This is a genomic window from Pseudomonas sp. LFM046 (assembly GCF_000949385.2).
In the GTDB taxonomy this organism is placed as follows: domain Bacteria; phylum Pseudomonadota; class Gammaproteobacteria; order Pseudomonadales; family Pseudomonadaceae; genus Metapseudomonas.
In genome coordinates this window covers 4,256,437-4,279,800 of sequence record NZ_JYKO02000001.1, presented here as the reverse complement: position 1 = coordinate 4,279,800, position 23,364 = coordinate 4,256,437, and the positions used below count along the sequence as shown (strand labels likewise).

Genomic DNA, 23,364 nt, shown 5'->3' with positions numbered 1-23,364 from the left:
TCATCAAATGTCCGACGCCCTGCAACTCATCCTCGAAGATACCGACGGCACCCAGCTCGAAACCTCCTGCACCCGGTTCGCCGTCGTCTGGCAGGGCAAGGAAGTGTGGATCCAGCAGGCCGGCAACGGCCAGCTGCTGATCGGCGTGGACGTGGAGGAGGGCGATACCGAGTACGCCAACCTGCTGCTGCGCCCGCTGGCCACCAACCTGGTCAGCCTGCAACTGGAAATGGAACCGGCCGACGCCGACGACGACCATGTGCATGGTCCCGACTGCGACCACGATCATTGAGGTAACAGGATGCTAGCCCTCGGAAAACTGCTCGAACTGACCCTCGCCGGCCGTGAGCCGACCGAGAAGATCCAGCTGACATCCGGGGGCGTGCGCCTGCACTGGCTGGGCGAAGGGGCGCTCGACGTCACGCCGCCCGCCGCCGACGACAGCGGGCTCGACCTGCTGCTGTCGGCCGGCGTCCACGGCAACGAGACCGCCCCCATCGAATTGCTGGACCGCCTGGTCCAGGCGATCGCCCGTGGTCAACTCAAGCCGAGGGCCCGCATTCTCTTCCTGCTCGGCAATCCCGAGGCCATGCGCCGCGGCGAACGCTTCGTCGAGCAGGACATCAACCGCCTGTTCAACGGTCGCCATGCCGAATCCAGTGGCTTCGAGGCCATGCGCGCCGGTGAACTGGAGCGCTATGCCACGGCATTCTTCAGCAAGCCCGATCGCGCGCGCCTGCACTACGACCTGCATACCGCGATCCGTGGCTCGAAGATCGAACAGTTCGCCCTCTACCCCTATGTGGAAGGCCGCGAGCATTCACGCCTGGAACTGGCCCGCCTGCGTGAAGCCGGTATCGATGCCGTGCTGCTGCAGAACAAGACCGGTATCACGTTCAGCTCCTTCACCTATTCCCGCCTGGATGCAGAAGCCTTCACCCTGGAACTGGGCAAGGCCCGGCCCTTTGGCAACAACCAGGAGGTCAACCTCGACCGCCTGGAGGCCCGCCTGCATAGCCTGATCGAAGGCCGCGAGCCGGAACTGGATGACAGCAGCCTGAATGGGCTGCAGCTGTTCTCGGTATCCCGGGAGATCATCAAGCACAGCGAATCCTTCCAGCTGCACCTGGCTCCGGATATCGAGAATTTCAGCGAACTACCGGTGGGTTACCTGCTGGCCGAAGACATCGCCGGCACCCGCTGGGTGGTGGAAGAGCAGGGCGCGCGCATCATCTTCCCCAATCCCAGGGTGAAGAACGGCCTGCGTGCCGGCATCCTGGTTGTACCCGCCGAGGTCTGACGGCCGGATTTTCCCGCTTTCTGTACCTGTACCCGAACGGCGCAGGGCCTTAGGATCGGGCTCTTCGCCCATCCAAGGAGCCCGGTATGAGCCTTATCGACCTGCGCAGCGACACTGTCACCCAACCCACCGCCGGCATGACGGACGCCATGCTGCGTGCCGAGCTGGGGGACGACGTCTATGGCGAAGACCCCACGGTAAACCGTCTGGAAGCCAGCCTGGCCGAGCGTCTGGGCTTCGACGCCGCGCTATTCGTGCCTACCGGCACCATGAGCAACCTGCTGGGCCTGATGGCCCACTGCGAACGGGGCGACGAGTACATCGTCGGGCAACAGGCCCACACCTATAAGTACGAAGGTGGCGGCGCAGCTGTACTGGGTTCCATTCAGCCTCAGCCCATCGAGGGCGAAGCCGACGGCAGCCTTGATCTCGGCAAGGTGGAAGCCGCCATCAAGCAGGACGACTTCCATTTTGCCCGCACCCGTCTCCTGGCCCTGGAAAACACCATGCAGGGCAAGGTGCTGCCACTGGACTACCTGGCTGCCGCTCGCGAGCTGACTCACCGCCGTGGCCTGGGGCTGCATCTGGATGGTGCGCGTTTGTACAACGCGGCCGTGAAGCTGGGCGTGGATGCACGCGAGATCACCCGGCATTTCGACTCGGTGTCGGTGTGCCTGTCCAAGGGCCTGGGCGCGCCCGTGGGCTCGGTGCTCTGCGGCAGCGCGGCGCTGATCGCCAAGGCCCGGCGTCTGCGCAAGATGGTCGGCGGCGGCATGCGCCAGGCCGGCATCCTGGCGGCCGCGGGCCTTTATGCGCTGGATCACCAGGTGGAGCGCCTTGCCGAGGACCATGCCAATGCAGAGCGCCTCGGCGCGGGTCTGCAGGAGCTTGGCTATGGGATCGAACCGGTGCAGACCAACATGGTCTATGTGCAGATGGGCGACAAGGCCCGAGCCCTTGGTGAGTTCCTCGCAGGGCGTGGCATTCGCGTGAGCCCCGCAGCACGCCTTCGTCTGGTCACCCATCTGGACGTCCGGGCCACCGATATTCCCCGTGTGATCGAGGCTTTCGCCGCTTTCCGACAGTCCTGAGTCGCTGCCGCGCACAAATAGCCTGCCTCTATCGCACAAAGGCACTATCCCGCTGGCGCAGGGCCGATATAATGCGGCCCTTTGCCGGTGATTCGTATGCGCGTCGCAAGACGGCTGCGAGTTTCGCGCGCAATGTCGGGAACAGGCGGGAAATACCGGGATTTCCTCGGAAAAACTGCTGCTTTCTTGCCAATTTCCGCTTGCCGTCCTTCGCCGATAACGATTAGCACCCACCGTCGTGGCCGCAGTTTCCGTGGAAGAACCTATGAAAAGCGCAGAAATCCGTGAAGCCTTCCTGAGCTTCTTCGAAGAGAAGGGGCATACCCGTGTCGCTTCCAGCTCCCTGATTCCGGGCAACGACCCGACCCTGCTGTTCACCAACGCCGGTATGAACCAGTTCAAGGACTGCTTCCTCGGCCTGGAAAAGCGCGCTTACACCCGTGCCACCACCAGCCAGAAATGCGTGCGTGCGGGCGGCAAGCACAACGACCTGGAAAACGTCGGCTACACCGCGCGTCACCACACCTTCTTCGAAATGCTGGGTAACTTCAGCTTTGGCGATTACTTCAAGCGCGACGCCATCCATTACGCCTGGGAATTCCTCACCGGCGACAAGTGGCTGAAACTGCCGAAGGAAAAGCTGTGGGTCACCGTCTATGCCAGCGATGACGAGGCCTACGACATCTGGACCAAGGAAGTGGGCGTGCCGGAAGAGCGCATGGTGCGCATCGGCGATAACAAGGGCGCCCCGTACGCTTCCGACAACTTCTGGGCGATGGGCGATACCGGCCCGTGCGGTCCCTGCACCGAGATCTTCTTCGACCACGGCCCGGACATCTGGGGTGGCCCGCCCGGTTCCCCGGAAGAGGACGGCGACCGCTACATCGAGATCTGGAACAACGTGTTCATGCAGTTCAACCGCACTGCGGACGGCGTGATGCACCCGCTGCCGGCGCCCAGCGTGGACACCGGCATGGGCCTGGAGCGTATCAGCGCCGTGCTGCAGCACGTGCACTCCAACTACGAGATCGATCTGTTCCAGAATCTGCTGAAGGCCGCGGCCGAGGCCATTGGCTGTGCCAATGACGACGCCCCGTCGCTGAAGGTGGTGGCTGACCACATCCGCTCCTGCAGCTTCCTCATCGCTGACGGCGTGCTGCCGTCCAACGAAGGTCGTGGCTATGTGCTGCGCCGCATCATCCGTCGTGCCTGCCGCCACGGTAACAAGCTGGGCGCCACGGGCAGCTTCTTCCACAAGATCGTCGCCGCCCTGGTCGCCGAGATGGGCGAAGCCTATCCGGAGCTCAAGCAGCAGCAGGCGCACATCGAGCGTATTCTGAAGACCGAGGAAGAGCAGTTCGCCAAGACCCTGGAGCAGGGCCTGAAGATCCTCGAGCAGGATCTGGTGGGCCTGAAGGGCAAGATGATTCCGGGCGAAACCCTGTTCAAGCTGTATGACACCTACGGTTTCCCTGTCGACCTGACCGGCGACATCGCCCGTGAGCGCGGCTTCACCATCGACGAAGCCGGCTTTGAGCGCGAGATGGAGGCCCAGCGCGAGCGCGCCCGTGCTTCCAGCTCCTTCGGCATGGACTACAACGCCTTGGTCAAGGTGGATGCCGACACTGACTTCACCGGCTACGTCTGCACCTCCGGCGAAGGCAAGGTGATTGCCCTGTTCAAGGACGGCCAGGCCGTCGAGCAACTGGGCGAAGGCGAGGAGGGCGTCCTGGTCCTGGACAGCACTCCGTTCTATGCCGAATCCGGCGGTCAGATCGGCGACTGCGGCTTCATCGCTGCCCAGGGCGTGCGTTTCGACGTGCGTGACACCACCAAGGCCGGTGGCGCCTTCCTGCACCATGGCGTGGTCGATCACGGCAGCCTGCGTGTGGGTGCCAGCGTGACCGCTCAGATCGACGCCACCGTACGTCAGGCCACCGCCCTGAACCACTCGGCCACCCACCTGCTGCACGCGGCCCTGCGCCAGGTGCTGGGCGACCACGTACAACAGAAAGGCTCCCTGGTGGACAGCCAGCGCCTGCGCTTCGACTTCAGCCACTTCGAGTCCATCAAGCCCGAGCAGCTGAAGGCCCTGGAAGACATCGTCAACGCCGAAATCCGCAAGAACAGCGAAGTCGAGACCGAAGAGACCGACATCGATACCGCCAAGGCCAAGGGCGCCACGGCGCTGTTCGGCGAGAAGTACGGTGAGAAGGTGCGCGTGCTGACCATGGGCGGCGGCTTCTCCGTCGAACTCTGCGGCGGTACTCACGTCTCCCGCACCGGTGACATCGGCCTGTTCAAGATCGTCAGCGAAGGTGGCGTGGCCGCCGGCGTGCGTCGTATCGAGGCGGTGACCGGTTCGGCCGCGCTGGCCTATCTGAACGGCGCCGAAGAACAACTCAAGGAAGCCGCGGTGCTGGTGAAAGGCAGCCGCGACAACCTGCTGGACAAACTGTCCGCGCTGCTGGACCGCAATCGCCAGCTCGAGAAGGAGCTGGAGCAGCTCAAGGCCAAGGCGGCAAGTGCCGCTGGTGACGACCTTGCCGCGTCCGCCATCGAGGTGAAAGGCGTGAAGGTCCTGGCTGCGCGTCTGGACGGACTGGATGGCGACGCGCTGCTGGCGCTGGTCGACCAACTGAAGAACAAGCTCGGCCGCGCAGTGATCCTGCTCGGCGGTGCGCTGGAGGGCAAGGTGACACTGGTCGCCGGCGTCACCCAGGACCTGACCGGCCAACTCAAAGCCGGCGATTTGATGAAGCAGGCCGCGGCGGCGGTCGGCGGCAAGGGCGGTGGCCGCCCTGACATGGCCCGTGGCGGTGGTACCGACGCTGCGGCCCTGGAGCAGGCCCTGGCCCTTGCAGCACCGTTCGTCGAGCAGGGCCTCTAAGGCCCGCCGCCAATGGCCCGCCCCACGCCCGGCGGGCCTTGGCAGTGTTCTGCGTTGATTGTTTAATGGGCGCCCTTCACGGGATTAGGCGGCTTTTGAAATGGCTTTGATCGTACAGAAGTTTGGGGGGACCTCGGTCGGCACTGTCGAGCGCATCGAGCAGGTGGCCGAGAAGGTGAAGAAGTTCCGCGAAGGCGGCGATGACATCGTGGTCGTGGTTTCCGCCATGAGCGGTGAAACCAACCGCCTGATCGATCTGGCCAAACAGATCAGCGAGCAGCCGGTACCGCGCGAACTGGACGTGATGGTCTCCACCGGCGAGCAGGTTACCATCGCCCTGCTGTCCATGGCGCTGATCAAGCGCGGCGTGCCGGCGGTCTCCTATACCGGCAATCAGGTGCGCATCCTCACCGACAGCGCTCACAACAAGGCGCGCATCCTGCAGATCGACGACCACAAGATTCGCGCCGACCTCAAGGCCGGTCGCGTAGTTGTGGTTGCCGGCTTCCAGGGCGTGGATGAGCACGGCAACATCACCACCCTCGGCCGTGGCGGCTCCGACACCACTGGTGTGGCCCTGGCTGCGGCCCTGAAGGCCGACGAATGCCAGATCTACACCGATGTGGACGGCGTCTACACCACCGACCCGCGCGTTGTGCCCCAGGCTCAGCGTCTGGACAAGATCACCTTCGAAGAGATGCTGGAAATGGCCAGCCTCGGCTCCAAGGTGCTGCAGATCCGCTCGGTGGAATTCGCCGGTAAATACAATGTCCCGCTGCGCGTGCTGCACAGCTTCCAGGAGGGTCCGGGCACCCTCATTACCCTTGATGAAGAGGAATCCATGGAACAGCCGATCATCTCCGGCATCGCCTTCAATCGCGACGAAGCCAAGCTGACCATCCGTGGCGTGCCGGACATCCCCGGCGTGGCCTTCAAGATCCTGGGCCCGATCAGTGCCGCCAACATCGAAGTGGACATGATCGTGCAGAACGTGGCGCACGATAACACCACCGACTTCACCTTCACCGTGCACCGCAACGACTACCAGAATGCTCTGCGCGTGCTGGAGCAGACCGCCAGCGAAATCGGCGCTCGCGAAGTGATCGGCGACACCAAGATCGCCAAGGTCTCCATCGTCGGCGTCGGCATGCGCTCCCACGCTGGCGTCGCCAGCCGCATGTTCGAGGCGCTGGCCAAGGAAACCATCAATATCCAGATGATCTCTACCTCGGAAATCAAGGTTTCCGTGGTCATCGAAGAGAAGTACCTGGAGTTGGCGGTCCGTGCCCTGCACACTGCCTTCGAGCTGGACGCCCCGACCCGACAGGGCGAGTAAGGCTATAAACAAAAGGCGCGGCTTACCCCGCGCCTTTTGTCGTTTTCGGCCGCTGCCGGCGGAACTTTCCTTTTGCCGGGGCTGGTCAATACTTGGGTGTAAGCTCCAGCGGTGATTCCGTGTCGGGGCCGTAACCATTTCTTTTTTGCAGACTGTTGTCCCGAAACGAATCCGTAAGGAGAAAGGAATGCTGATTCTGACTCGCCGGGTCGGAGAGACCCTGATGGTGGGTGACGATGTCACTGTGACTGTGTTAGGCGTGAAAGGTAACCAGGTGCGCATTGGCGTTAACGCCCCGAAGGAGGTCGCCGTGCACCGTGAAGAAATCTACCAGCGCATCCAGAAAGAGAAAGACCAGGAACCAAGCCACTAATTTTTCTGCATTTTTTGCTTTGCAAACGGGGAAAACATGGATATCATGCGCCCCGTGTTGCGGAGAGGTGGCCGAGTGGCCGAAGGCGCTCCCCTGCTAAGGGAGTACACCTCAAAAGGGTGTCGGGGGTTCGAATCCCCCCTTCTCCGCCATTATTTGGTGTTGTAGGACGGTTCAGCGCTAGATCGATAAGTTACTGAAACTTCTCGAAAAAGTAGTTGACCAGAGTGAAAACTCCCCTATAATGCGCGCCCACAACGCACTCATAGCTCAGCTGGATAGAGTACCCGGCTACGAACCGGGCGGTCGGAGGTTCGAATCCTCCTGAGTGCGCCATATTCAAAGTTCACGGTTAACGTCGGGAACTTGAAGCAACCAGCGGTGATCTGGTCTAAAAACACCGATACGCACTCGTAGCTCAGCTGGATAGAGTACCCGGCTACGAACCGGGCGGTCAGAGGTTCGAATCCTCTCGAGTGCGCCATACCGAAAGGGCCTGCAGAAATGCAGGCCCTTTTTTTGTTGTGCTCTCAGCGCCCACCCTTCACGCATCCCTCCTCATCAAACGTGACTTGGTGGCTCGCGCCCTTCTTCGGCCTGTAGTGGTAGCGGACCTGGCCATTGCTGCTGCTTATTCTGTCCGGCTTGCCCAGTGCGCTTTCCACGTCCGCGCGTGTCATCCCACTGCGAACCTGCTTTCGAATGATGGCCTGGCGACGTTCCTGTTGGGATATCAGGTCGCCGCAGACGGCTTCTCGCTCGCCAACAACGACCACTTCATTGATGCGTTCAGGACTTTCCCAATCCTGAATCGGAAAGTACTCCGTCCCTGTTTCCTCTTTGATCGGCGGGCTGCTGAGCAGATTTGGCGTCCTGGTGCGTTGCTGTTCGGCTTGACTGTCTGGCGGGCAACCATGCTGGTTGAAGCTGACATTGCCTTGCGCATCGATGCAGCGATAGACCGAAGCCGCTCTGGCTGAGGTGTCGAGGCAGCAGGGCAGGGCGGCGATCAGGTAGATCGAGAGTCTTTTCATGGCGCCTTCTCCTTGGCTTGGGCTCTCGATGGTATCCGAGCCTTTTCGGATCCTCGGGTGTCCTACACCGGCTTGCCGACGTCGCAGCAGTGCGTACGGAGAATCAGCTTTGCGATGCAAGCGATTGTTCTGTCCATGATTTTGTAAAGCGGGAGTTAATCGGCGGTGTTATGATTGCGCGGTCAGCCCCGCCGGGGCATTCGGACAACCATCATGGAATTACCCAGTAGTTACTCAGAATCCCGATTGCACAATCGCGAAATGACTGTCTGACCTCCTTTCGGCGTGCTCTGCCACTGGGGGTGGAGCGCGCTATATGACTGAAGTAGAAGCCAAAAAGCCGCAAGAGAGCCTGCAGGACCGTCTGGCCCAGGTAATCGATCTGCTGCATCGCCACAAGGTGGTGGAAAACCTGACGCACCGTCAGGAAGGCCAGCACCACGACCTCGTCGAAAATCTCGTCCATCGACAGAACCTTGCCGAGTTGCAGCGCAAGCTGGACGAGCTGCACCCGGCGGACATCGCCCACATCCTTGAAGCATTGCCGCTCAACGAGCGTCTGACTGTCTGGCAACTGGTCAAGGCGGAGCGCGACGGCGACATCCTCCTCGAAGTATCCGATGCCGTCCGGGAATCGCTGATCGCCGACATGGACGATCACGAGCTGCTCGCCGCCGCCAAGGAAATGGATGCCGACGAGCTGGCCGATCTCGCGCCGGAACTGCCGCGGGACGTGATCCACGAGCTGATGGAATCCCTCGATGCGCAGCAGCGCGAGCGTGTTCGCTCCGTGCTGTCCTATGAGGAAGACCAGGTCGGCGCGCTGATGGACTTCGAGATGGTCACCATCCGCGACGATGTGACCCTGGAAGTGGTGTTGCGTTACCTGCGTCGCCTCAAGGAGCTGCCCGGCCATACCGACAAGCTCTTCGTGGTGGATTACGACGGCGTCCTCAAGGGTGTGCTGCCCATCAAGCGCCTGCTGGTTAACGACCCGGAAAAGCTGGTGGCCGAAGTGATGGCTACCGACCCGGTGAGTTTCCACCCGGACGAGGATGGCTACGACGCCGCCCAGGCGTTCGAGCGTTACGACCTGGTTTCGGCGCCCGTGGTGGACAAGAACGACAAGCTGATTGGCCGTCTGACCATTGACGAGATGGTCGACTTGATTCGTGAGGAGAGCGAAAGCGAAGTCCTCAGCATGGCCGGTCTGCGGGAGGAAGAAGACATCTTCGCCTCGGTCTGGAAGTCGGTGGGCAACCGCTGGGCCTGGCTGGCGGTCAACCTGATTACCGCCTTCATCGCCTCGCGGGTCATTGGCCTGTTCGAAGGCTCCATCGAGAAGCTGGTGGCCCTGGCGGCACTGATGCCCATCGTTGCCGGTATCGGCGGCAATTCGGGCAACCAGACCATCACCATGATCGTTCGCGCCATGGCGCTGGACCAGATGGGGCCCGGCAATACCTCGCGCCTGCTGCGCAAGGAGCTCGGGGTGGCGCTGATCAATGGCCTGATCTGGGGCGGGGTCATCGGTCTGGTGGCCTACTACCTCTATGGAAGCTGGTCGCTGGGGGTGGTGATGACCGGAGCCATGACCCTGAATCTGCTGCTGGCGGCGCTGATGGGCGTGCTGATCCCCATGACCCTGACGCGCATGGGGCGCGACCCGGCCATGGGCTCCAGTGTGATGATCACCGCCATGACCGACAGCGGCGGCTTCTTCATCTTCCTGGGGCTGGCGACGCTGTTCCTGCTCTGATTCAGCCGAAAACAAAGAAGCCGCCCTTGGGGCGGCTTCTTTGTTTTCACGGTATGCGTGAATTGGAGGCATGAAAAAACCGGCAATTGCCGGCTTCTTCATTCGATGCGGGGTGGCCTCAGGACTCTTCGGCCGCCAGTTCCGCATCGTGGGCGATCAGTGCCACCAAGGCATTCTGCTGACGACGCGACAGCTGACGGAAGCGCTGCAGCAGCTCGCGTTCGTGCAGGGTCAGCTCGGGGCTGTCAAGACGCATGGAAACACCTTCGTCCAGCGCGCCTTCCTGGAGCATGCTCTGCTCGAGGCGGGCGATGATCTCGGAGTTCATGCTGCGGTGGTGGTTGCGGGCCACGACAGCAATGCGCTCGCGCATGCCCTCGGGGAGACGAACGACGAATTTGTCAGCCGTGCGACTGGAATAGATAGCCTGTTTCATAGGGCGCATACATTCAACCGGTTAGTTCAGGAAAGCGATGCTGGCGATTAGCTGCAAGATTGTCACCGGTTTGACTGTCCTTAGCAGCAATTGTTCAACCAGTTTCGCGATTCGAATCGGTATGACCCTGACGTCAGTAAAACGGTTCATTGACGTCAAATTGGTGTCACATTGTGATCAATATAGAGGCTCTTGGCCAGCACCAATTGTCCGAATTGCGAGTGGCTGAACAATTCGTCCCTATCTGGCGTGCTAGCTGGCCCGGTTTGTCTTGGCACAGTGTCGTCACGCCACCCTGATCGACGTGGATCTCCTGTTGAGTTCCTGGCCAATGGCGGCACCATGATGCTGTATGGCCATCATGTTAAATGGTAGCCGCTGAAGTCTGACCACGCTTTGCGCGAAAGAATCCTTTGCGCCGTCATGAAACCCGTTCAGACTTTCCGCGTCAGACCTGATCTCCCCTTCGCATGACCCCAACTCGCCCAGGTGCACAGATGAAAGGCAGGCTCATCTACCTCATAGGTCCCTCCGGTTCCGGCAAGGACAGCCTGCTCGACGCCGCTCGAGAAACCCTGGCAGGGCAGGGCTGCCGCGTGGTCCGGCGGGTCATCACCCGTTCCGCCGAGGCCAGGGGTGAGTCGGCCGAATCCGTGACCCCTGAGGCGTTCGCCCAGAGCGAGGCGCGGGGGGACTTTGCCATGAGCTGGTACGCCAACGGACTGTCCTATGGCATCCCCAAGGTGATCGACGACTGGCTGAATGCAGGCGACGACGTGCTGGTGAATGGCTCCCGTGGCTACCTGCCGGAAGCCCGTCGGCGCTATCCGCACCTGCTGGCCGTGCTGCTCACGGTTGAGGACGGAGTCCTGCGACAGCGCTTGCATGCCCGTGGCCGCGAATCGGCAGAAGAAATCGAAGCCCGCCTGGCGCGCAATGCCGGTTTCGCCGACACCCTGCTGGCCGGCGAAAATCCCGACCTCTGTCTGCTGGACAACTCCGGCTCTCTTCAGCAGACCTGCCAGCGCCTGCTGCAGCTCATCGAAGACCACCGCCCCATTGCGTGGTCTGACTCCGCCTGATCTTCAGTCCAGCGGCAGCTCCGTGGTGCGCTTGACCTCGCTCATGGCAATGTTCGAGTGCGCCTCCAGCACGTGGGGCCGTTGCAGCAGATGGTCCCGCAGGAAGCGCTCGTAGCTGGCGATATCCCGCGCCACCACCTTCAGCAAGTAGTCCGATCCACCGGCCATGGTGTAGCACTCCTGCACCTCCGGGTAGCCGACGATGGCGTCCTCGAACTCGGTGAGGTTGTTGCGCCCGTGGGCCGATAGCTTGATGTTGACGAACACCGTGATGGAGAAGCCCAGCAGCCTCGGATTGAGCAGGGCCACCTTGCGTTCGATCAGGCCTTCCTCCTGCATGCGGTGGATTCGCCGCCAGCAGGGCGATTGCGACAACTCCACCTTTTCTGCCACTTCGGCGGCGGACAGGTCGGCGTTGTGCTGCAGCAGACGGAGGATCTTGCGGTCGATGGGGCTCAGAGGGTTTTGCATGAATCAATCCGAAAATTTGTTTTTGTTGGAAAGATCATGCGCAAGTCTGACGCCGTAGCCCAAAAATAGAAAGAAAAAATCGGCACCGATCAGTCACAGTCTTGCCACGCGTCCGACGCAGCGATCCTGCGGCGGGCTGAACAAGAGATGGCAGCTACCCTTGCCATCAAGGTCGCCATAAAAACAACAGGAGCGCCCGCATGTCTCTGGCCGAGATCCGCCTGGATGACAAATACCGCCTCGCAACCGGTCACCTCTACCTCACCGGCACCCAGGCACTCACCCGCCTGCCGATGCTGCAGCGCCAGCGGGACAAGGCCCACGGCCTGAACACCGCCTGCTTCATCTCCGGCTACCGGGGTTCGCCGCTGGGCAACCTCGACAAGAGCCTCTGGGAAGCCAAGTCCTTCCTCAAGGAAAACCACATCCACTTCCAGCCGGGCGTCAACGAAGAACTGGCCGCCACCGCCTGCTGGGGCAGCCAGCAGACCAGCCTGTTCCCCGGCGCCCGCTACGACGGCGTGTTCTCCATGTGGTACGGCAAGGGCCCGGGCGTGGACCGCTGCGGCGACGTCTTCAAGCACGGCAACTCCGCCGGCGTTTCGGCCCATGGCGGTGTCCTGCTGCTGGCCGGTGACGACCACGGCTGCAAATCCTCCAGCATCGCCAACCAGAGCGAGCACGCCTTCATCGGCGCCTCCATCCCGGTGCTGAACCCGGCCAACGTCCAGGAAATCCTCGACTACGGCATCATCGGCTGGGAGCTGTCGCGCTACAGCGGTTGCTGGGTCGCCCTCAAGACCATCGCCGAGAACGTCGACTCCTCCGCCGTGGTGGACGTGGACCCGCTGCGAATCGACGTGAAGATCCCGGAAGACTTCGTCCTGCCGGAAGACGGCGTGCACATCCGCTGGCCGGACCCGCCCCTGGCGCAGGAAAAGCGCCTGAACATGTACAAGATCTACGCCGCCCGCGCCTTCGCCCGTGCCAACAACCTCAATCAGGTGATGCTGGATTCGCCCAGCCCGCGCCTCGGCATCATTACCACCGGCAAGTCCTACCTCGACGTACGCCAGGCGCTGAACGACCTCGGCCTGGACGAGGAACTCTGCGCCAAGGTCGGTCTGAGGGTGCTCAAGGTCGGCATGAGCTGGCCGCTGGAGCCCATCTCCGTCCACGAATTCGCCGAAGGCCTGGACGAAATCCTGGTGGTGGAAGAAAAGCGCAGCGTCATCGAAGACCAGGTCACCGGCCAGCTCTACAACTGGCCTGTGGATAAGCGCCCGCGCGTGGTGGGCGAGTTCGACGAAGAAGGCACCTCCCTGCTGCCCAACCTCAGCGAGCTGACCCCGGCCATGATCGCCCGCGTCATCGCCAAGCGCCTGGCGCCGATCTACTCCAGCGAACAGATCGAATCCCGCCTGGCCTTCCTCGCCGCCAAGGAAAAAGCCCTGGCCGCCCCCAAGCACACGACTGTGCGCACCCCGCACTTCTGCTCCGGCTGCCCGCACAACACCTCCACCAAGCTGCCGGAAGGCAGCCGTGCCCAGGGCGGTATCGGTTGCCACTACATGACCCAGTGGATGGACCGCAACACCGACACCTACACCCAGATGGGCGGGGAGGGCGCCACCTGGATCGGCCAGGCCCCCTTCACCGACACCCCGCACATCTTCCAGAACCTCGGTGACGGCACCTACTTCCACTCCGGCCAACTGGCCCTGCGCGCCGCCGTCGCCGCCGGGGTCAACATCACGTACAAGATTCTCTACAACGACGCCGTGGCCATGACTGGCGGCCAGCCCATCGACGGCGAACTGCGTGTCGACCAGCTCAGCCAGCAAGTCTTCGCCGAAGGCGTGAAGCGCATCGCCCTGGTCACCGACGAGCCGGAGAAGTACCCGACCCGCGACACCTTCGCGCCTATCGTCACCTTCCACCACCGCCGCGAACTGGATGCCGTGCAGCGCGATCTGCGCGAGTTCAAGGGCGTGTCGGTGCTGATCTACGATCAGACCTGCGCCACCGAGAAGCGCCGTCGCCGCAAGCGCGGCAAGCTGGTGGACCCGGCCAAGCGCGCCTTCATCAACCCGGCCGTGTGCGAGGGTTGCGGCGATTGCAGCGTGAAATCCAACTGCCTGTCCGTGCTGCCGCTGGAAACTGAACTGGGGCGCAAGCGCCAGATCGACCAGAACGCCTGCAACAAGGACTTCTCTTGCGTCGAAGGTTTCTGCCCGAGCTTCGTCACCGTACACGGTGGCAGCCTGCGCAAGCCGGAGGCCGCGGGTGCCAAGGCACTCTTCGTGGCCCTGCCGGAGCCGCGCCAGCCCAGCCTGGACCGCCCCTGGAACATCCTCCTGCCGGGCGTCGGTGGCAGCGGCGTGACCACTGTAGGCGCGCTGCTGGGCATGGCCGCCCACATCGAAGGCAAGGGCTGCACTGTGCTCGACCAGGCCGGTCTGGCGCAGAAGTTCGGTCCGGTGATTACCCACATCCGCATCGCCGCCAAGCAGGACGACATCTACGCCGTGCGCATCGCCGCCGGTGAAACCGACCTGCTGCTGGGCTGCGACCTGGTGGTGACCGCCAGCGAGGAAGCCCTCGCCAAGCTCAACGACCGCATCGCCCATGCCGTGGTCAACAGCCATGAAGCGGCGACCGCCGAGTTCACCCGCAACCCCGATGCCCAGGTTCCCGGCGCCGCCATGCGCGAAGCCCTGGTGGAAGCGGTGGGTGAGGCCAAGACCCACTTCGTCGATGCTACCCGCCTGGCCACCCGCCTGCTGGGTGACAGCATCGCCACCAACCTCTTCATGCTCGGCTACGCCTACCAGAAGGGCCTGGTGCCCATCTCCGCCGAAGCCATCGAAAAAGCCGTCGAGCTCAACGGCGTTTCCGTGACCCTCAACCAGCAGGCGTTCCTCTGGGGGCGCCGCGCTGCCCACGACCTGGCGGCGGTGGAAAAACTCGCCAAGCCCGCCGAAGTGGAAGCGCCGCGTTGCGAAACCCTTGAAGAGATCGTCCAGTACCGCGCCGACCATCTGCGTGCCTACCAGGACGCCGCCTACGCCGAGCGCTACCGCGCCCTGGTGGAGCGCGTACGCCAGGCTGACAGCGGCGAGGACAAGGCCCTGACCCGCACGGTCGCCCGCTACTACGCCAAGCTGCTGGCCTACAAGGACGAGTACGAAGTGGCTCGCCTCTACAGCGACGACACGTTCCGCAAGCAACTGGAAGCCCAGTTCGAGGGTGACTACCACCTGGAATTCCACCTGGCGCCGTCCTGGCTGGCCAAGCCCGACCCGGTTACCGGCGAGCCGCGCAAGCGTCGCTTTGGTCCCTGGATGCTCAAGGCCTTCGGCGTGCTGGCCCGCTTCAAGTTCCTCCGTGGCAGTGCCTTCGACGTCTTCGGCTACAGCGAAGAGCGCAAGCTCGAACGCCAGCTGATTGGCGAGTACGAAGCCCTGGTGGACCAGTTGATCAAGGAGCTGAAGCCGAGCAACTACGCCACCGCCGTCGCCCTGGCCCAGCTGCCGGAACAGATCCGTGGCTACGGCCCGGTGAAGGAACGCGCCCTGGCCAAGGTCCGCGAGCAGGAGAAGCAGCTCCGTACCCGCCTCACCGCCAGCGAGATCCAGGTCCTGCACCTGTTCGACCCGGCCGCCTGACCTCAATCCTGCCCTGAACCTCCCCCCTCTCCCGCTTGCGGGAGAGGGGCCGGGGGAGAGGGCGCTCTTCGCTTTGAAACACGCCAATACCGAATCGAGGAACCTCCATGTCCGTCTTCACCCACGTCGAGTTCGATCATCACGAGCAAGTGGTCTTCGGCCACGACAAGGCCTCCGGCCTCAAGGCCGTCATCGCCATCCACAACAGCAACCTCGGCCCGGCCCTGGGCGGCTGCCGCATGTGGCCCTACCTGAATGACGAACAGGCCCTGCGCGACGTGCTGCGCCTGTCCCGTGGCATGACCTACAAGTCCGCCCTGGCCAACCTGCCGCTGGGTGGTGGCAAGGCCGTGATCATCGGCGACCCGCATCGCGACAAGAGCGAAGCGCTGTTCCAGGCCATGGGCGATTTCGTCGACAGCCTGGGTGGCCGCTACATCACCGCTGCCGACTCCGGCACCGGCGTCACCGAAATGCGCATCATGGCCGAGCGCAGCCGCTACGTGGCCGGCGCCGGCACCCGCGAAGCCCTGGGCGGCGGCGTGCGTGACGGCAACCCTTCGCCGTCCACGGCCTATGGCACCTTCGTCGGCATTCGCGTGGCGGTGAAGCATCGCCTCGGTCGTGACGACCTGACTGGCCTGAAGGTGGCCATCCAGGGCGTCGGCGAAGTGGGTTTCAGCCTCGCCAAACACCTCAAGGACGCAGGCGCCCAGCTCTGGGTTTGCGACATCCACGAACCCAACGCCCGCCGCGCCGCCGAACAACTGGGCGCCCAGGTGGTGGGGCAGAACGAGATCTACGGTCTGGACGTCGACGTCTTCGCCCCCTGCGCTCTGGGCGGCATCATCAATCCGCAGACCCTTGAGGCCCTGCGTGCGCCGATCATCGCCGGCGCTGCCAACAACCAACTGGCCGACGCCGGCCTGGCCGAGGAACTGCGTCGTCGCGGCACCCTCTACGCGCCGGACTACGCCATCAACGCCGGCGGCATCATCGACGTCTGGTACGAGCGCAGCGGCGGCACTGAAGATGCCCTGCGCAAGCATGTCGAAGGCATCGGCGAGACCCTGCGGGAGATCTTCGTGCGTGCTGACAGCGAAGGTCGCACCACCACCGCGGTGGCCGACCTCCTGGCCGAAGAGCGCTTCGGACGCTGAGGACGTCGCCTCGCGGGACACCGGTCCCGCGAGGCATGACAAATCACGCAGACGCCGCTAACATGCCGCCCGTCCTCGCGACTCACCGGCCTGGTGAGTCCGCCGCGTCCCAGTAGCTCAATTGGATAGAGCATCCCCCTCCTAAGGGGAAGGTTGGTGGTTCGAACCCACTCTGGGACGCCATATTTCATGCGCTTTCCAGCCTATCCCGTTATTCAGCTTGGTTCCCCGTGGGTGCAGAACGGGTGCAATCGTCCTGCTTCTATCCTCTTTTCTTTCTTCCTTTTGGCTACGCTTGGCGACTGCTATGAGGACCAGGCTCAAATTTTGATTTGTTGCCTTGAAAGGGGCTGACGCGTCAGGGACGCGATCAGTGCTCGGTGCTCAACACGTATTTACACAGCCGCGGCCAGAAGCAACCGCTGGTTTGCATTAACCAGAGCAGGCTTGGCCCATTAGCCACGATGGCTGTGCGCAAAAAACTGCCGAATTACAGGGTCTGAGGTTCGAGTTCAAAAGCCGGCAATCTGAGCCGGCTTTCCTTGATTCCAGAGCCAATCAATACACCCCACCACCCCCACTCACCGGAGCAGCCGTGCCATTGAACGCACCTGCCAGGCTCTGCAGTCCGCGCATCAGCACCGTGGTATCCACCCCAACCGCGACGAAGGCGGCACCCAGTTCGATGTAGCGACGGGCCAAGGCCTGGTCGGCGGAGAGGATGCCAGCGGCCTTGCCGGCCCGGCGGATGCGCAGGATCGCGTCTTCGATGGCGGCCTGAACTTCCGGATGGCCAGGATTGCCGCGATGGCCCATGGCGGCGGAGAGGTCGGCTGGGCCGATGAACACGCCGTCGACACCTTCCACGGCAGCGATCACGTCCAGGTTGGCGAGGCCTTCGAGGTTCTCGATCTGCACCAGCAGGCACATCTGCTCGTCAGCCTGGTCGAGGTAGCCGGGGATGCTGTTCCAGCGCGAGGCGCGGGCCAGGGCGCTGCCGACGCCACGGATGCCGAAGGGCGGGTAGCGCATGGCGCGCACCAGCTCGGCGGCCTGGTCGGCGGATTCCACCATGGGCACCAGCAAGGTCTGGGCGCCGATGTCCAGCAGTTGCTTGATCAGCACCGCATCACCAACGGGTGGGCGGATGATCGGCTGGGACGGGTAGGGCGCAATGGCCTGCAATTGGGCCAGAAGGGTGCGCAGGTCGTTGGGCGCGTGCTCGCCGTCGAGCAGCAGCCAGTCGAAGCCGGCGTTGGCCGCCAGTTCCGCGCAATAGGCATCGGCAAGGCCGAGCCAGAGGCCGATCTGCGGCTGACCGGAGTGCAGGCGGGCCTTGAAGGTATTGATGGGCAGGTCCATGGGGGGACTCCTGGGAATACACCGGACGTAGGAGCCAGCTCTGCTGGCGAAGAGCTTCGCGAGCAAGCTCGCTCCTACAAGGGTCGGGTGAAGGTCGAAACCGGGCTCAGACGAACCGGCAGGCGATGGAGCCCAACTGGTCGTAATCGACGTGGAAGGTGTCGCCAGGGTTGGCCGCCACCGGACGGGTGAAGGAGCCGCCGAGAATGATCTGGCCGGCTTCCAGGGTGACGTCGTAGGGCGCCAGCTTGTTGGCCAGCCAGGCCACGCCCTTGGCGGGGTGGTTGAGCACGGCGGCGGAGACGCCGGATTCCTCGATCACGCCATTGCGGTAGAGAATCGCCGGCACGCGACGCAGGTCGATCTCGGTGGGACGCACGGCGCGTCCGCCCATTACCACACCGGCGTTGGCGGCATTGTCGGAGATGGTGTCGAAGACCTTGCGGGTGACCTTGGTGTCCGGGTCCACCTGCTGGATGCGCGCGTCGATGATCTCCAGCGCCGGGATCACCCACTCGGTGGCGTCCAGCACGTCGAAGATCGTGCAGTTGGGGCCGCGCAGCGGCTTGCCGAGGATGAAGGCCAGCTCCACTTCCACGCGGGGGACGATGAAGCGCTCGAAGGGGATGTCACTGCCTTCGTCGAACAGCATGTCGTCCAGCAGCGCACCGTAGTCCGGTTCGGTGATGTTGGAGGATACCTGCATGGCGCGGGAGGTGAGGCCGATCTTGTGGCCCACCAGCTTGCGGCCGTCTTTGATCTTCTGGGCCACCCAGGCGCGCTGGATGGCGTAGGCGTCTTCGATGCCGATGGACGGATAGTCCAGGGAGAACTGGCGCACCTGCTCGCGGGAACGCTCGGCGGCGTCGAGGCGGGCGGCGGCTTGCTGGATGATGCTGGCGTCGAGCATGGAGACCTCAGGAATTCTTGGTGAACAGGGGGTGCAGGCTGCTGTGCTTGGCATCGAAGACCTGGCCGGGGCTTTCGTCGATCTGCAGGGTGATGCCGATGGGGCGTTGCTCCAGCAGGCCGTCGAGGTAGCCGCGCAAGACCGTCAGCAGCGCGTCGCCCACCTGCTGGTGCACCGCCGGGCTGCGTCCGGCGCCCATGCGCAGGTTGGCGTAGAGAAAACCGTAATCACCCTTGCCGTCAGCCACGGCGGCATGGGCCGCCGGGTAGGCCAGCACGCGGGTGCCGCCGGTGGGGAACACCTGGCGGCCGGTCTCGTCGCGCTGTTCCAGCATGCAGTCGGCGAGGGCACGGCACAGGCCGCCGATGTCCGCCTCGCGTTCCAGGTCGGGGCTGTAGAGCAGGACCAGATGGGGCATTTCGCGGCTCCTTACAGGCGGCTGGTGGAGACGACGCCGGCCGGGTTGGAGGCCTGGGCGGCGGGAATGGCGGAACCGTCCTGCGGGGTGACCGGGAAAACGGCGTTGATCTGGCCAGTGCCGGACGAGCCGAAGTAGGGCGTGACGACCTCGGCCTTGCCGTCGTACTTCGACCAGCCCAGGGCGCCCAGCAGCATCGCGGTGTCGTGCATGAATCCTTCGCCGTGGCCCTTCACCGCGTACTCCGGGAGCATGGCGCAGAAGTCCTCCCACTCACCGTCTTCCCACATCTGCACGACCCGGTTATCGAGGAGTTCCAGGAAGGGGCTCCAGACTTTTGTGGCGAACTCTGGCGCCTGGCCGTTCTGCGCGAAACGGTGGGACAGCGATCCGCTGGCGAGGAAGGCGACCGTGCCGTCGTAGTGTTCTTCCACGGCCTTGCGCATGGCCCAGCCGAGGCGGGCGCTGTCGTTCAGGTAGTGGGAGGTGCACAGCGCCGAGACCGAGATCACCTTGAAGTGCTGGTCGGCGTTCATGTAGCGCATGGGCACCAGGGTGCCGTATTCCGGGGCCAGCGTCGTCGCGTCGTGGGCCATGGTTTCCACGCCGTAGCGGTTGCATACCTCGGCCAGCAGGCGACCCAGTTCGGGGTTGCCGGGGAACTCGTACTCCATGTTGCTGATGAAGTGCGGCAGTTCGTTGCTGGTGTACAGACCCTGGAAATGAGGGCCGCAGTTGACGTGGTAGTTGGCGTTGACCAGCCAGTGGGTGTCGAACACGACGATGGTGTCGACGTTCAGCTCGCGGCAGCGGCGGCCGATTTCAATGTGCCCATCGATGGCAGCCTGACGGAAGCCCTGGCGCGGGCCCGGCAGCTCGGACAGGTACATGGACGGAACGTGGGTGATCTTGGCAGCCAGAGCAAGTTTGCCCATGACGGTTCTCCTCGTGTCGTTCCCCTCCAGGGAACTTGTTGTTCGGTCGGTTGCACGCCGGCACGGGGAGGGGAGTCGGACTCCCCTCTTTATGGATTAGCAGTTATCTCACAGGCCCCAACGCGGGATGTGGTGGCTGCCCATGGAAATGCACACGTTCTTGATTTCGGCGAACACCTCGAAGCTGTACTCGCCGCCCTCGCGGCCGGTGCCTGAGCCCTTCACGCCGCCGAACGGCTGGCGCAGGTCGCGCACGTTCTGGCTGTTGATGAAGACCATGCCGGCTTCGATGCCACGGGCCAGGCGGTGGGCCTTGCCGATGTCCTGGGTCCAGATGTAGGAGGCCAGGCCGTACTCGGTATCGTTGGCGAGTTGCAGCGCCTCGGCTTCGTCCTTGAACTTCATCAGGCAGACCACCGGGCCGAAGATTTCTTCCTGGGCGATGCGCATGCGGTTATCCACATCGGCGAACACCGTGGGCTGGATGAATTGCCCTTTGGACAGGTGCGCCGGGAGGTTGGCCGGGCGCTCCAGACCGCCGGCCAGCAGGGTGGCGCCTTCCTCGATGCCGATGCGGATGTAGCCGGTGACCTTGTCGTAGTGCGCTTGGGTGATCATCGAACCGACCTGGGTCTTCGGGTCCTGCGGATCACCGACGATCAGGCGTTTGGCGCGGGCGGCGAATTCGGCGACGAATTGGTCGTACACCGATTCCTGGATGAAGATCCGGCTGCCGGCGGTGCAGCGCTCGCCGTTCAGCGAGAAGATGGTGAACAGCGCGGCGTCGAGGGCGCGGTCGAGGTCGGCGTCGTCGAAGATCAGCACCGGCGACTTGCCGCCCAGTTCCATGGAGTACTTCTTCAGGCCGGCGGTCTGCATGATCTTGCGGCCGGTGGCGGTGCCGCCGGTGAAGGAAATCGCGCGCACGTCCGGGTGACGGACGAGGGCGTCACCAGCGGTGGCGCCGTAACCCTGCACCACGTTCAGCACGCCTTTCGGGATACCGGCTTCCAGGGCCAGGCGACCCAGTTCGTTGGCGGTCAGCGGCGACAGCTCGCTCATCTTCAGTACTGCGGTGTTGCCCAGGGCCAGGCAGGGCGCGGTCTTCCAGGTGGCGGTCATGAAGGGCACGTTCCACGGGGAAACCAGGCCACACACGCCCACCGGCTGGTACAGGGTGTAGTTGAGCATCTGGTCGTCCACCGGGTAGCTGTGGCCGTCCATGCGGGTGCAAACCTCGGCGAAGAACTCGAAGTTGTGCGAGGCGCGGGGGATCAGCACATTCTTCGTCTGGTGGATCGGCAGGCCGGTGTCCAGGGTTTCCAGCTCGGCCAGGTGCGGCACGTTCTGGTCGATCAGCTCACCCAGCTTGCGCATCAGCTTCGCGCGTTCCTTGGCCGGAGTGTTGGCCCACTTGGGGAAGGCGTCCTTGGCCGCGGCCACGGCGGCGGCGATTTCCTCGGCGCCACCGCTGGCGACCTCACCGATGGCGTCCATGGTGGCCGGGTTGTAGTTGACGAACGTCTCTTTGCTTTCGACTTCCTGGCCGTTGATCCAGTGCTTGATCATGCTGCTCATGCCTCTTGTTGCTTGCGGGCGAAGCCCTTGCTTTCGAAGAAATCGGCTTCGCTGACGATTCGGTTGACCAGGCGGCCCACGCCTTCGACTTCCACCACCACTTCATCGCCCGGCACCACGTCGGCCAGGCCCTCCGGCGTGCCGGTGGCGATCATGTCGCCCGGCTGCAGGGTCATGAAGCTGGAGAAGTATTCGATCAGGCAGGGGATGTCGAAGATCATGTCTGCGGTGGTGCCTTCCTGCTTCAGCTCGCCGTTCACCCAGGTGCGCAGCTTCAACTTCATCGGGTCGGGCACGTCAGCGGCGTCGACGATCCAGGGGCCGACCGGGGTGGTGGCGTCGCGGTTCTTCACCCGCAGGTTGGGCCGGTAGTAGTTCTCCAGGTAGTCGCGGATCGCGTAGTCGTTGCAGACCGTGTAGCCGGCCAGGTAGGCGAGGGCGTCTTCGCGCTTCACGTTGCGCGCCGGCTTGCCGATCACCGCCACCAGCTCGCACTCGTAGTGCATGTAGGCGACGTTGTCGGGGCGCCAGGTGACCTGGTTGTGGCCGGTGTAGGCGCCCGGCGACTTGATGAAGGCCAGCGGCTCGGTGGGTGCCTTGAAGGCCAGCTCGGCGGCGTGGTCGGCGTAGTTCAGCCCCAGGGCGAACATGCTGCCGGTGGCCGGCGGCAGCCACTCGACCTGGTCTTCGGCCAGCAGACGGCCATCGGCGAGGCGGACGGCATTGCCGGCTTCCACGGTCACGGCGTGGATGCCGCCCTGGTAGCGGATACGTGCGTGTTTCATCTCGGGCTCCTTATTCCGCGACCACGGTGTTGGCGAGGCGGCCGAGGCCGGTGATTTCCACTTCCACGACATCGCCCGGTTGCACGTCGACACGGCCTTCCGGGGTGCCGGTGATCAGCACGTCGCCCTCATGCAGGGTCATGAATTCGCTGATCTCCTCGATCAGTTGGGGGATGCCACGCACCAGGTTGGCGGTGCTGTTCTCCTGGCGCAGTTCGCCGTTGACGAAGAGCTTGAGAGTCAGCGCGTGCGGGTCCTGCACATTGGCGGCAGGGACAAATTCCGGGCCAATGGGGCAGAAGCCGTCGCGGCACTTGGCCTTGACCGCCGGGCGGTAGTAGCTCTCTTCCGGCAGGCTGAATTCGTTGACGATCACGTAGCCGGCCACATGTGCCAGGGCATCCTCAGCGCGTACGCGGCTGGCGCTCTTGCCGATCACCACGCCGAGGGCCGGGCCCGGTTGCAGGCGCTCCACGCCTTGCGGGTAGACCACTGGCTGGCCGTGGCCATTTCGGGTGTTCGGGGTCTTGATGAACAGCACCGGCTTGACCGGCGGCTTCTGGTAGGGCGGCTGCTGGAATTCCTCCAGACGGCTCTCCAGCAGGCCCCGGTAGTTCAGCGCAATGCCGAACAGGGTGCCGGTGGCGACGTGGTCGAGTGCAGGGCGCATGGTCGTCTCCTGTGGCAGAAAAAAGCGGGTGGGCCGTGGCAGGGGCACCACCCGCAACGAGGATTTCGTTAATGTGTTAATTTTATATTTAACATGTTAATGATCG

The 23,364-nt window shown here is 63.5% G+C and carries 20 protein-coding genes and 4 tRNA genes; 14 read left to right on the top strand and 10 right to left on the bottom strand.

Annotation, left to right across the window (positions count from 1 at the left end; translation table 11 throughout):
* The first annotated feature begins 7 nt into the window (after positions 1-7).
* The 9 genes from TQ98_RS19690 to TQ98_RS19650 all read left to right on the top strand — a co-directional run bounded on the left by TQ98_RS19690 (position 8) and on the right by TQ98_RS19650 (position 7,474).
* The gene (locus tag TQ98_RS19690) at positions 8-292 is read left to right on the top strand and encodes a hypothetical protein (protein WP_044870573.1); all 285 of its coding nucleotides are present in this window, start codon (positions 8-10) and stop codon (positions 290-292) included.
* 9 nt (positions 293-301) lie between these two features.
* Positions 302-1,300, top strand: a complete 999-nt coding sequence (astE, locus tag TQ98_RS19685) for a succinylglutamate desuccinylase (protein ID WP_044870572.1) — start codon at positions 302-304, stop codon at positions 1,298-1,300.
* A gap of 86 nt (positions 1,301-1,386) precedes the next feature.
* Complete coding sequence (gene ltaE, locus TQ98_RS19680; protein WP_044870571.1) at positions 1,387-2,391, top strand: low-specificity L-threonine aldolase; 1,005 nt, start codon at positions 1,387-1,389, stop codon at positions 2,389-2,391.
* Between the two features lie 265 nt (positions 2,392-2,656).
* Entirely contained in the window at positions 2,657-5,281 is a 2,625-nt protein-coding gene (alaS, locus tag TQ98_RS19675) for an alanine--tRNA ligase (protein ID WP_044870570.1), read from the top strand.
* A 100-nt stretch (positions 5,282-5,381) separates the two neighbouring features.
* Complete coding sequence (locus tag TQ98_RS19670) at positions 5,382-6,617, top strand: aspartate kinase (RefSeq protein WP_044870569.1); 1,236 nt, start codon at positions 5,382-5,384, stop codon at positions 6,615-6,617.
* 187 nt (positions 6,618-6,804) lie between these two features.
* Positions 6,805-6,990, top strand: a complete 186-nt coding sequence (gene csrA / locus TQ98_RS19665) for a carbon storage regulator CsrA (RefSeq protein ID WP_003283978.1) — start codon at positions 6,805-6,807, stop codon at positions 6,988-6,990.
* A gap of 61 nt (positions 6,991-7,051) precedes the next feature.
* Positions 7,052-7,142, top strand: a tRNA-Ser gene (locus TQ98_RS19660).
* 107 nt (positions 7,143-7,249) lie between these two features.
* Positions 7,250-7,326, top strand: a tRNA-Arg gene (locus tag TQ98_RS19655).
* Positions 7,327-7,397: 71 nt separating this feature from the next.
* Positions 7,398-7,474: transfer RNA gene (locus TQ98_RS19650), tRNA-Arg, on the top strand.
* Between the two features lie 46 nt (positions 7,475-7,520).
* On the opposite strand, the gene TQ98_RS19645 is transcribed toward TQ98_RS19650, so the two are convergent.
* Positions 7,521-8,024 (bottom strand): DUF4124 domain-containing protein, encoded by a 504-nt coding sequence (locus TQ98_RS19645; RefSeq protein ID WP_044870568.1) that lies wholly within the window; start codon positions 8,022-8,024, stop codon positions 7,521-7,523.
* A gap of 316 nt (positions 8,025-8,340) precedes the next feature.
* On the opposite strand from TQ98_RS19645, the gene mgtE reads away from it, so the two are divergent.
* Complete coding sequence (gene mgtE / locus TQ98_RS19640; protein WP_044870567.1) at positions 8,341-9,783, top strand: magnesium transporter; 1,443 nt, start codon at positions 8,341-8,343, stop codon at positions 9,781-9,783.
* Positions 9,784-9,901: 118 nt separating this feature from the next.
* On the opposite strand, the gene TQ98_RS19635 is transcribed toward mgtE, so the two are convergent.
* Positions 9,902-10,228 (bottom strand): Arc family DNA-binding protein, encoded by a 327-nt coding sequence (locus TQ98_RS19635; RefSeq protein ID WP_041770386.1) that lies wholly within the window; start codon positions 10,226-10,228, stop codon positions 9,902-9,904.
* Between the two features lie 488 nt (positions 10,229-10,716).
* Between TQ98_RS19635 and phnN the strand changes: the two genes are divergently transcribed.
* On the top strand, positions 10,717-11,301 hold the full coding sequence (gene phnN / locus TQ98_RS19625; RefSeq protein WP_044870565.1) for a phosphonate metabolism protein/1,5-bisphosphokinase (PRPP-forming) PhnN: 585 nt from the start codon (positions 10,717-10,719) through the stop codon (positions 11,299-11,301).
* A gap of 3 nt (positions 11,302-11,304) precedes the next feature.
* On the opposite strand, the gene TQ98_RS19620 is transcribed toward phnN, so the two are convergent.
* The gene (locus TQ98_RS19620; protein WP_044870564.1) at positions 11,305-11,772 is read right to left on the bottom strand and encodes an Lrp/AsnC family transcriptional regulator; all 468 of its coding nucleotides are present in this window, start codon (positions 11,770-11,772) and stop codon (positions 11,305-11,307) included.
* A 200-nt stretch (positions 11,773-11,972) separates the two neighbouring features.
* Here TQ98_RS19620 and TQ98_RS19615 point away from each other — a divergent pair, with 200 nt between their 5' ends.
* From TQ98_RS19615 to TQ98_RS19605, 3 genes are all read left to right on the top strand, one after another.
* Positions 11,973-15,440, top strand: a complete 3,468-nt coding sequence (locus tag TQ98_RS19615; protein WP_044870563.1) for an indolepyruvate ferredoxin oxidoreductase family protein — start codon at positions 11,973-11,975, stop codon at positions 15,438-15,440.
* A 107-nt stretch (positions 15,441-15,547) separates the two neighbouring features.
* Entirely contained in the window at positions 15,548-16,600 is a 1,053-nt protein-coding gene (locus TQ98_RS19610) for a Glu/Leu/Phe/Val dehydrogenase dimerization domain-containing protein (RefSeq protein WP_044870562.1), read from the top strand.
* Positions 16,601-16,706: 106 nt separating this feature from the next.
* A tRNA-Arg gene (locus TQ98_RS19605) sits at positions 16,707-16,783 on the top strand.
* 375 nt (positions 16,784-17,158) lie between these two features.
* On the opposite strand, the gene hpaI is transcribed toward TQ98_RS19605, so the two are convergent.
* The 7 genes from hpaI to TQ98_RS19570 all read right to left on the bottom strand — a co-directional run bounded on the left by hpaI (position 17,159) and on the right by TQ98_RS19570 (position 23,258).
* Positions 17,159-17,962, bottom strand: a complete 804-nt coding sequence (gene hpaI, locus TQ98_RS19600) for a 4-hydroxy-2-oxoheptanedioate aldolase (protein WP_044870561.1) — start codon at positions 17,960-17,962, stop codon at positions 17,159-17,161.
* 106 nt (positions 17,963-18,068) lie between these two features.
* The gene (hpaH, locus tag TQ98_RS19595; protein ID WP_044870560.1) at positions 18,069-18,872 is read right to left on the bottom strand and encodes a 2-oxo-hept-4-ene-1,7-dioate hydratase; all 804 of its coding nucleotides are present in this window, start codon (positions 18,870-18,872) and stop codon (positions 18,069-18,071) included.
* Positions 18,873-18,879: 7 nt separating this feature from the next.
* Positions 18,880-19,290: a 5-carboxymethyl-2-hydroxymuconate Delta-isomerase gene (locus TQ98_RS19590; RefSeq protein WP_044870559.1), complete on the bottom strand. Its 411-nt coding sequence runs from the start codon at positions 19,288-19,290 to the stop codon at positions 18,880-18,882.
* Positions 19,291-19,301: 11 nt separating this feature from the next.
* Positions 19,302-20,225, bottom strand: a complete 924-nt coding sequence (gene hpaD / locus TQ98_RS19585; protein ID WP_044870558.1) for a 3,4-dihydroxyphenylacetate 2,3-dioxygenase — start codon at positions 20,223-20,225, stop codon at positions 19,302-19,304.
* Positions 20,226-20,333: 108 nt separating this feature from the next.
* The gene (gene hpaE / locus TQ98_RS19580) at positions 20,334-21,794 is read right to left on the bottom strand and encodes a 5-carboxymethyl-2-hydroxymuconate semialdehyde dehydrogenase (protein WP_103103161.1); all 1,461 of its coding nucleotides are present in this window, start codon (positions 21,792-21,794) and stop codon (positions 20,334-20,336) included.
* Positions 21,795-21,799: 5 nt separating this feature from the next.
* Entirely contained in the window at positions 21,800-22,588 is a 789-nt protein-coding gene (locus tag TQ98_RS19575) for a fumarylacetoacetate hydrolase family protein (RefSeq protein ID WP_044870557.1), read from the bottom strand.
* A gap of 10 nt (positions 22,589-22,598) precedes the next feature.
* Positions 22,599-23,258: a fumarylacetoacetate hydrolase family protein gene (locus TQ98_RS19570; protein WP_044870556.1), complete on the bottom strand. Its 660-nt coding sequence runs from the start codon at positions 23,256-23,258 to the stop codon at positions 22,599-22,601.
* Positions 23,259-23,364: the final 106 nt, after the last annotated feature.

What these genes read in the sequence shown, in the direction of transcription:
- csrA (WP_003283978.1), top strand. Translation starts at nt 6,805, where the DNA reads ATGCTGATTCTGACTCGCCGGGTCGGAGAGACCCTGATGGTGGGTGAC.
- astE (WP_044870572.1), top strand. Translation starts at nt 302, where the DNA reads ATGCTAGCCCTCGGAAAACTGCTCGAACTGACCCTCGCCGGCCGTGAG.
- phnN (WP_044870565.1), top strand. Translation starts at nt 10,717, where the DNA reads ATGAAAGGCAGGCTCATCTACCTCATAGGTCCCTCCGGTTCCGGCAAG.
- ltaE (WP_044870571.1), top strand. Translation starts at nt 1,387, where the DNA reads ATGAGCCTTATCGACCTGCGCAGCGACACTGTCACCCAACCCACCGCC.
- TQ98_RS19670 (WP_044870569.1), top strand. Translation starts at nt 5,382, where the DNA reads ATGGCTTTGATCGTACAGAAGTTTGGGGGGACCTCGGTCGGCACTGTC.
- alaS (WP_044870570.1), top strand. Translation starts at nt 2,657, where the DNA reads ATGAAAAGCGCAGAAATCCGTGAAGCCTTCCTGAGCTTCTTCGAAGAG.
- TQ98_RS19615 (WP_044870563.1), top strand. Translation starts at nt 11,973, where the DNA reads ATGTCTCTGGCCGAGATCCGCCTGGATGACAAATACCGCCTCGCAACC.
- TQ98_RS19620 (WP_044870564.1), bottom strand. Translation starts at nt 11,772, where the DNA reads ATGCAAAACCCTCTGAGCCCCATCGACCGCAAGATCCTCCGTCTGCTG.
- hpaD (WP_044870558.1), bottom strand. Translation starts at nt 20,225, where the DNA reads ATGGGCAAACTTGCTCTGGCTGCCAAGATCACCCACGTTCCGTCCATG.
- TQ98_RS19645 (WP_044870568.1), bottom strand. Translation starts at nt 8,024, where the DNA reads ATGAAAAGACTCTCGATCTACCTGATCGCCGCCCTGCCCTGCTGCCTC.
- mgtE (WP_044870567.1), top strand. Translation starts at nt 8,341, where the DNA reads ATGACTGAAGTAGAAGCCAAAAAGCCGCAAGAGAGCCTGCAGGACCGT.
- hpaE (WP_103103161.1), bottom strand. Translation starts at nt 21,794, where the DNA reads ATGATCAAGCACTGGATCAACGGCCAGGAAGTCGAAAGCAAAGAGACG.
- TQ98_RS19575 (WP_044870557.1), bottom strand. Translation starts at nt 22,588, where the DNA reads ATGAAACACGCACGTATCCGCTACCAGGGCGGCATCCACGCCGTGACC.
- hpaH (WP_044870560.1), bottom strand. Translation starts at nt 18,872, where the DNA reads ATGCTCGACGCCAGCATCATCCAGCAAGCCGCCGCCCGCCTCGACGCC.
- TQ98_RS19570 (WP_044870556.1), bottom strand. Translation starts at nt 23,258, where the DNA reads ATGCGCCCTGCACTCGACCACGTCGCCACCGGCACCCTGTTCGGCATT.
- hpaI (WP_044870561.1), bottom strand. Translation starts at nt 17,962, where the DNA reads ATGGACCTGCCCATCAATACCTTCAAGGCCCGCCTGCACTCCGGTCAG.
- TQ98_RS19610 (WP_044870562.1), top strand. Translation starts at nt 15,548, where the DNA reads ATGTCCGTCTTCACCCACGTCGAGTTCGATCATCACGAGCAAGTGGTC.
- TQ98_RS19635 (WP_041770386.1), bottom strand. Translation starts at nt 10,228, where the DNA reads ATGCGCCCTATGAAACAGGCTATCTATTCCAGTCGCACGGCTGACAAA.
- TQ98_RS19690 (WP_044870573.1), top strand. Translation starts at nt 8, where the DNA reads ATGTCCGACGCCCTGCAACTCATCCTCGAAGATACCGACGGCACCCAG.
- TQ98_RS19590 (WP_044870559.1), bottom strand. Translation starts at nt 19,290, where the DNA reads ATGCCCCATCTGGTCCTGCTCTACAGCCCCGACCTGGAACGCGAGGCG.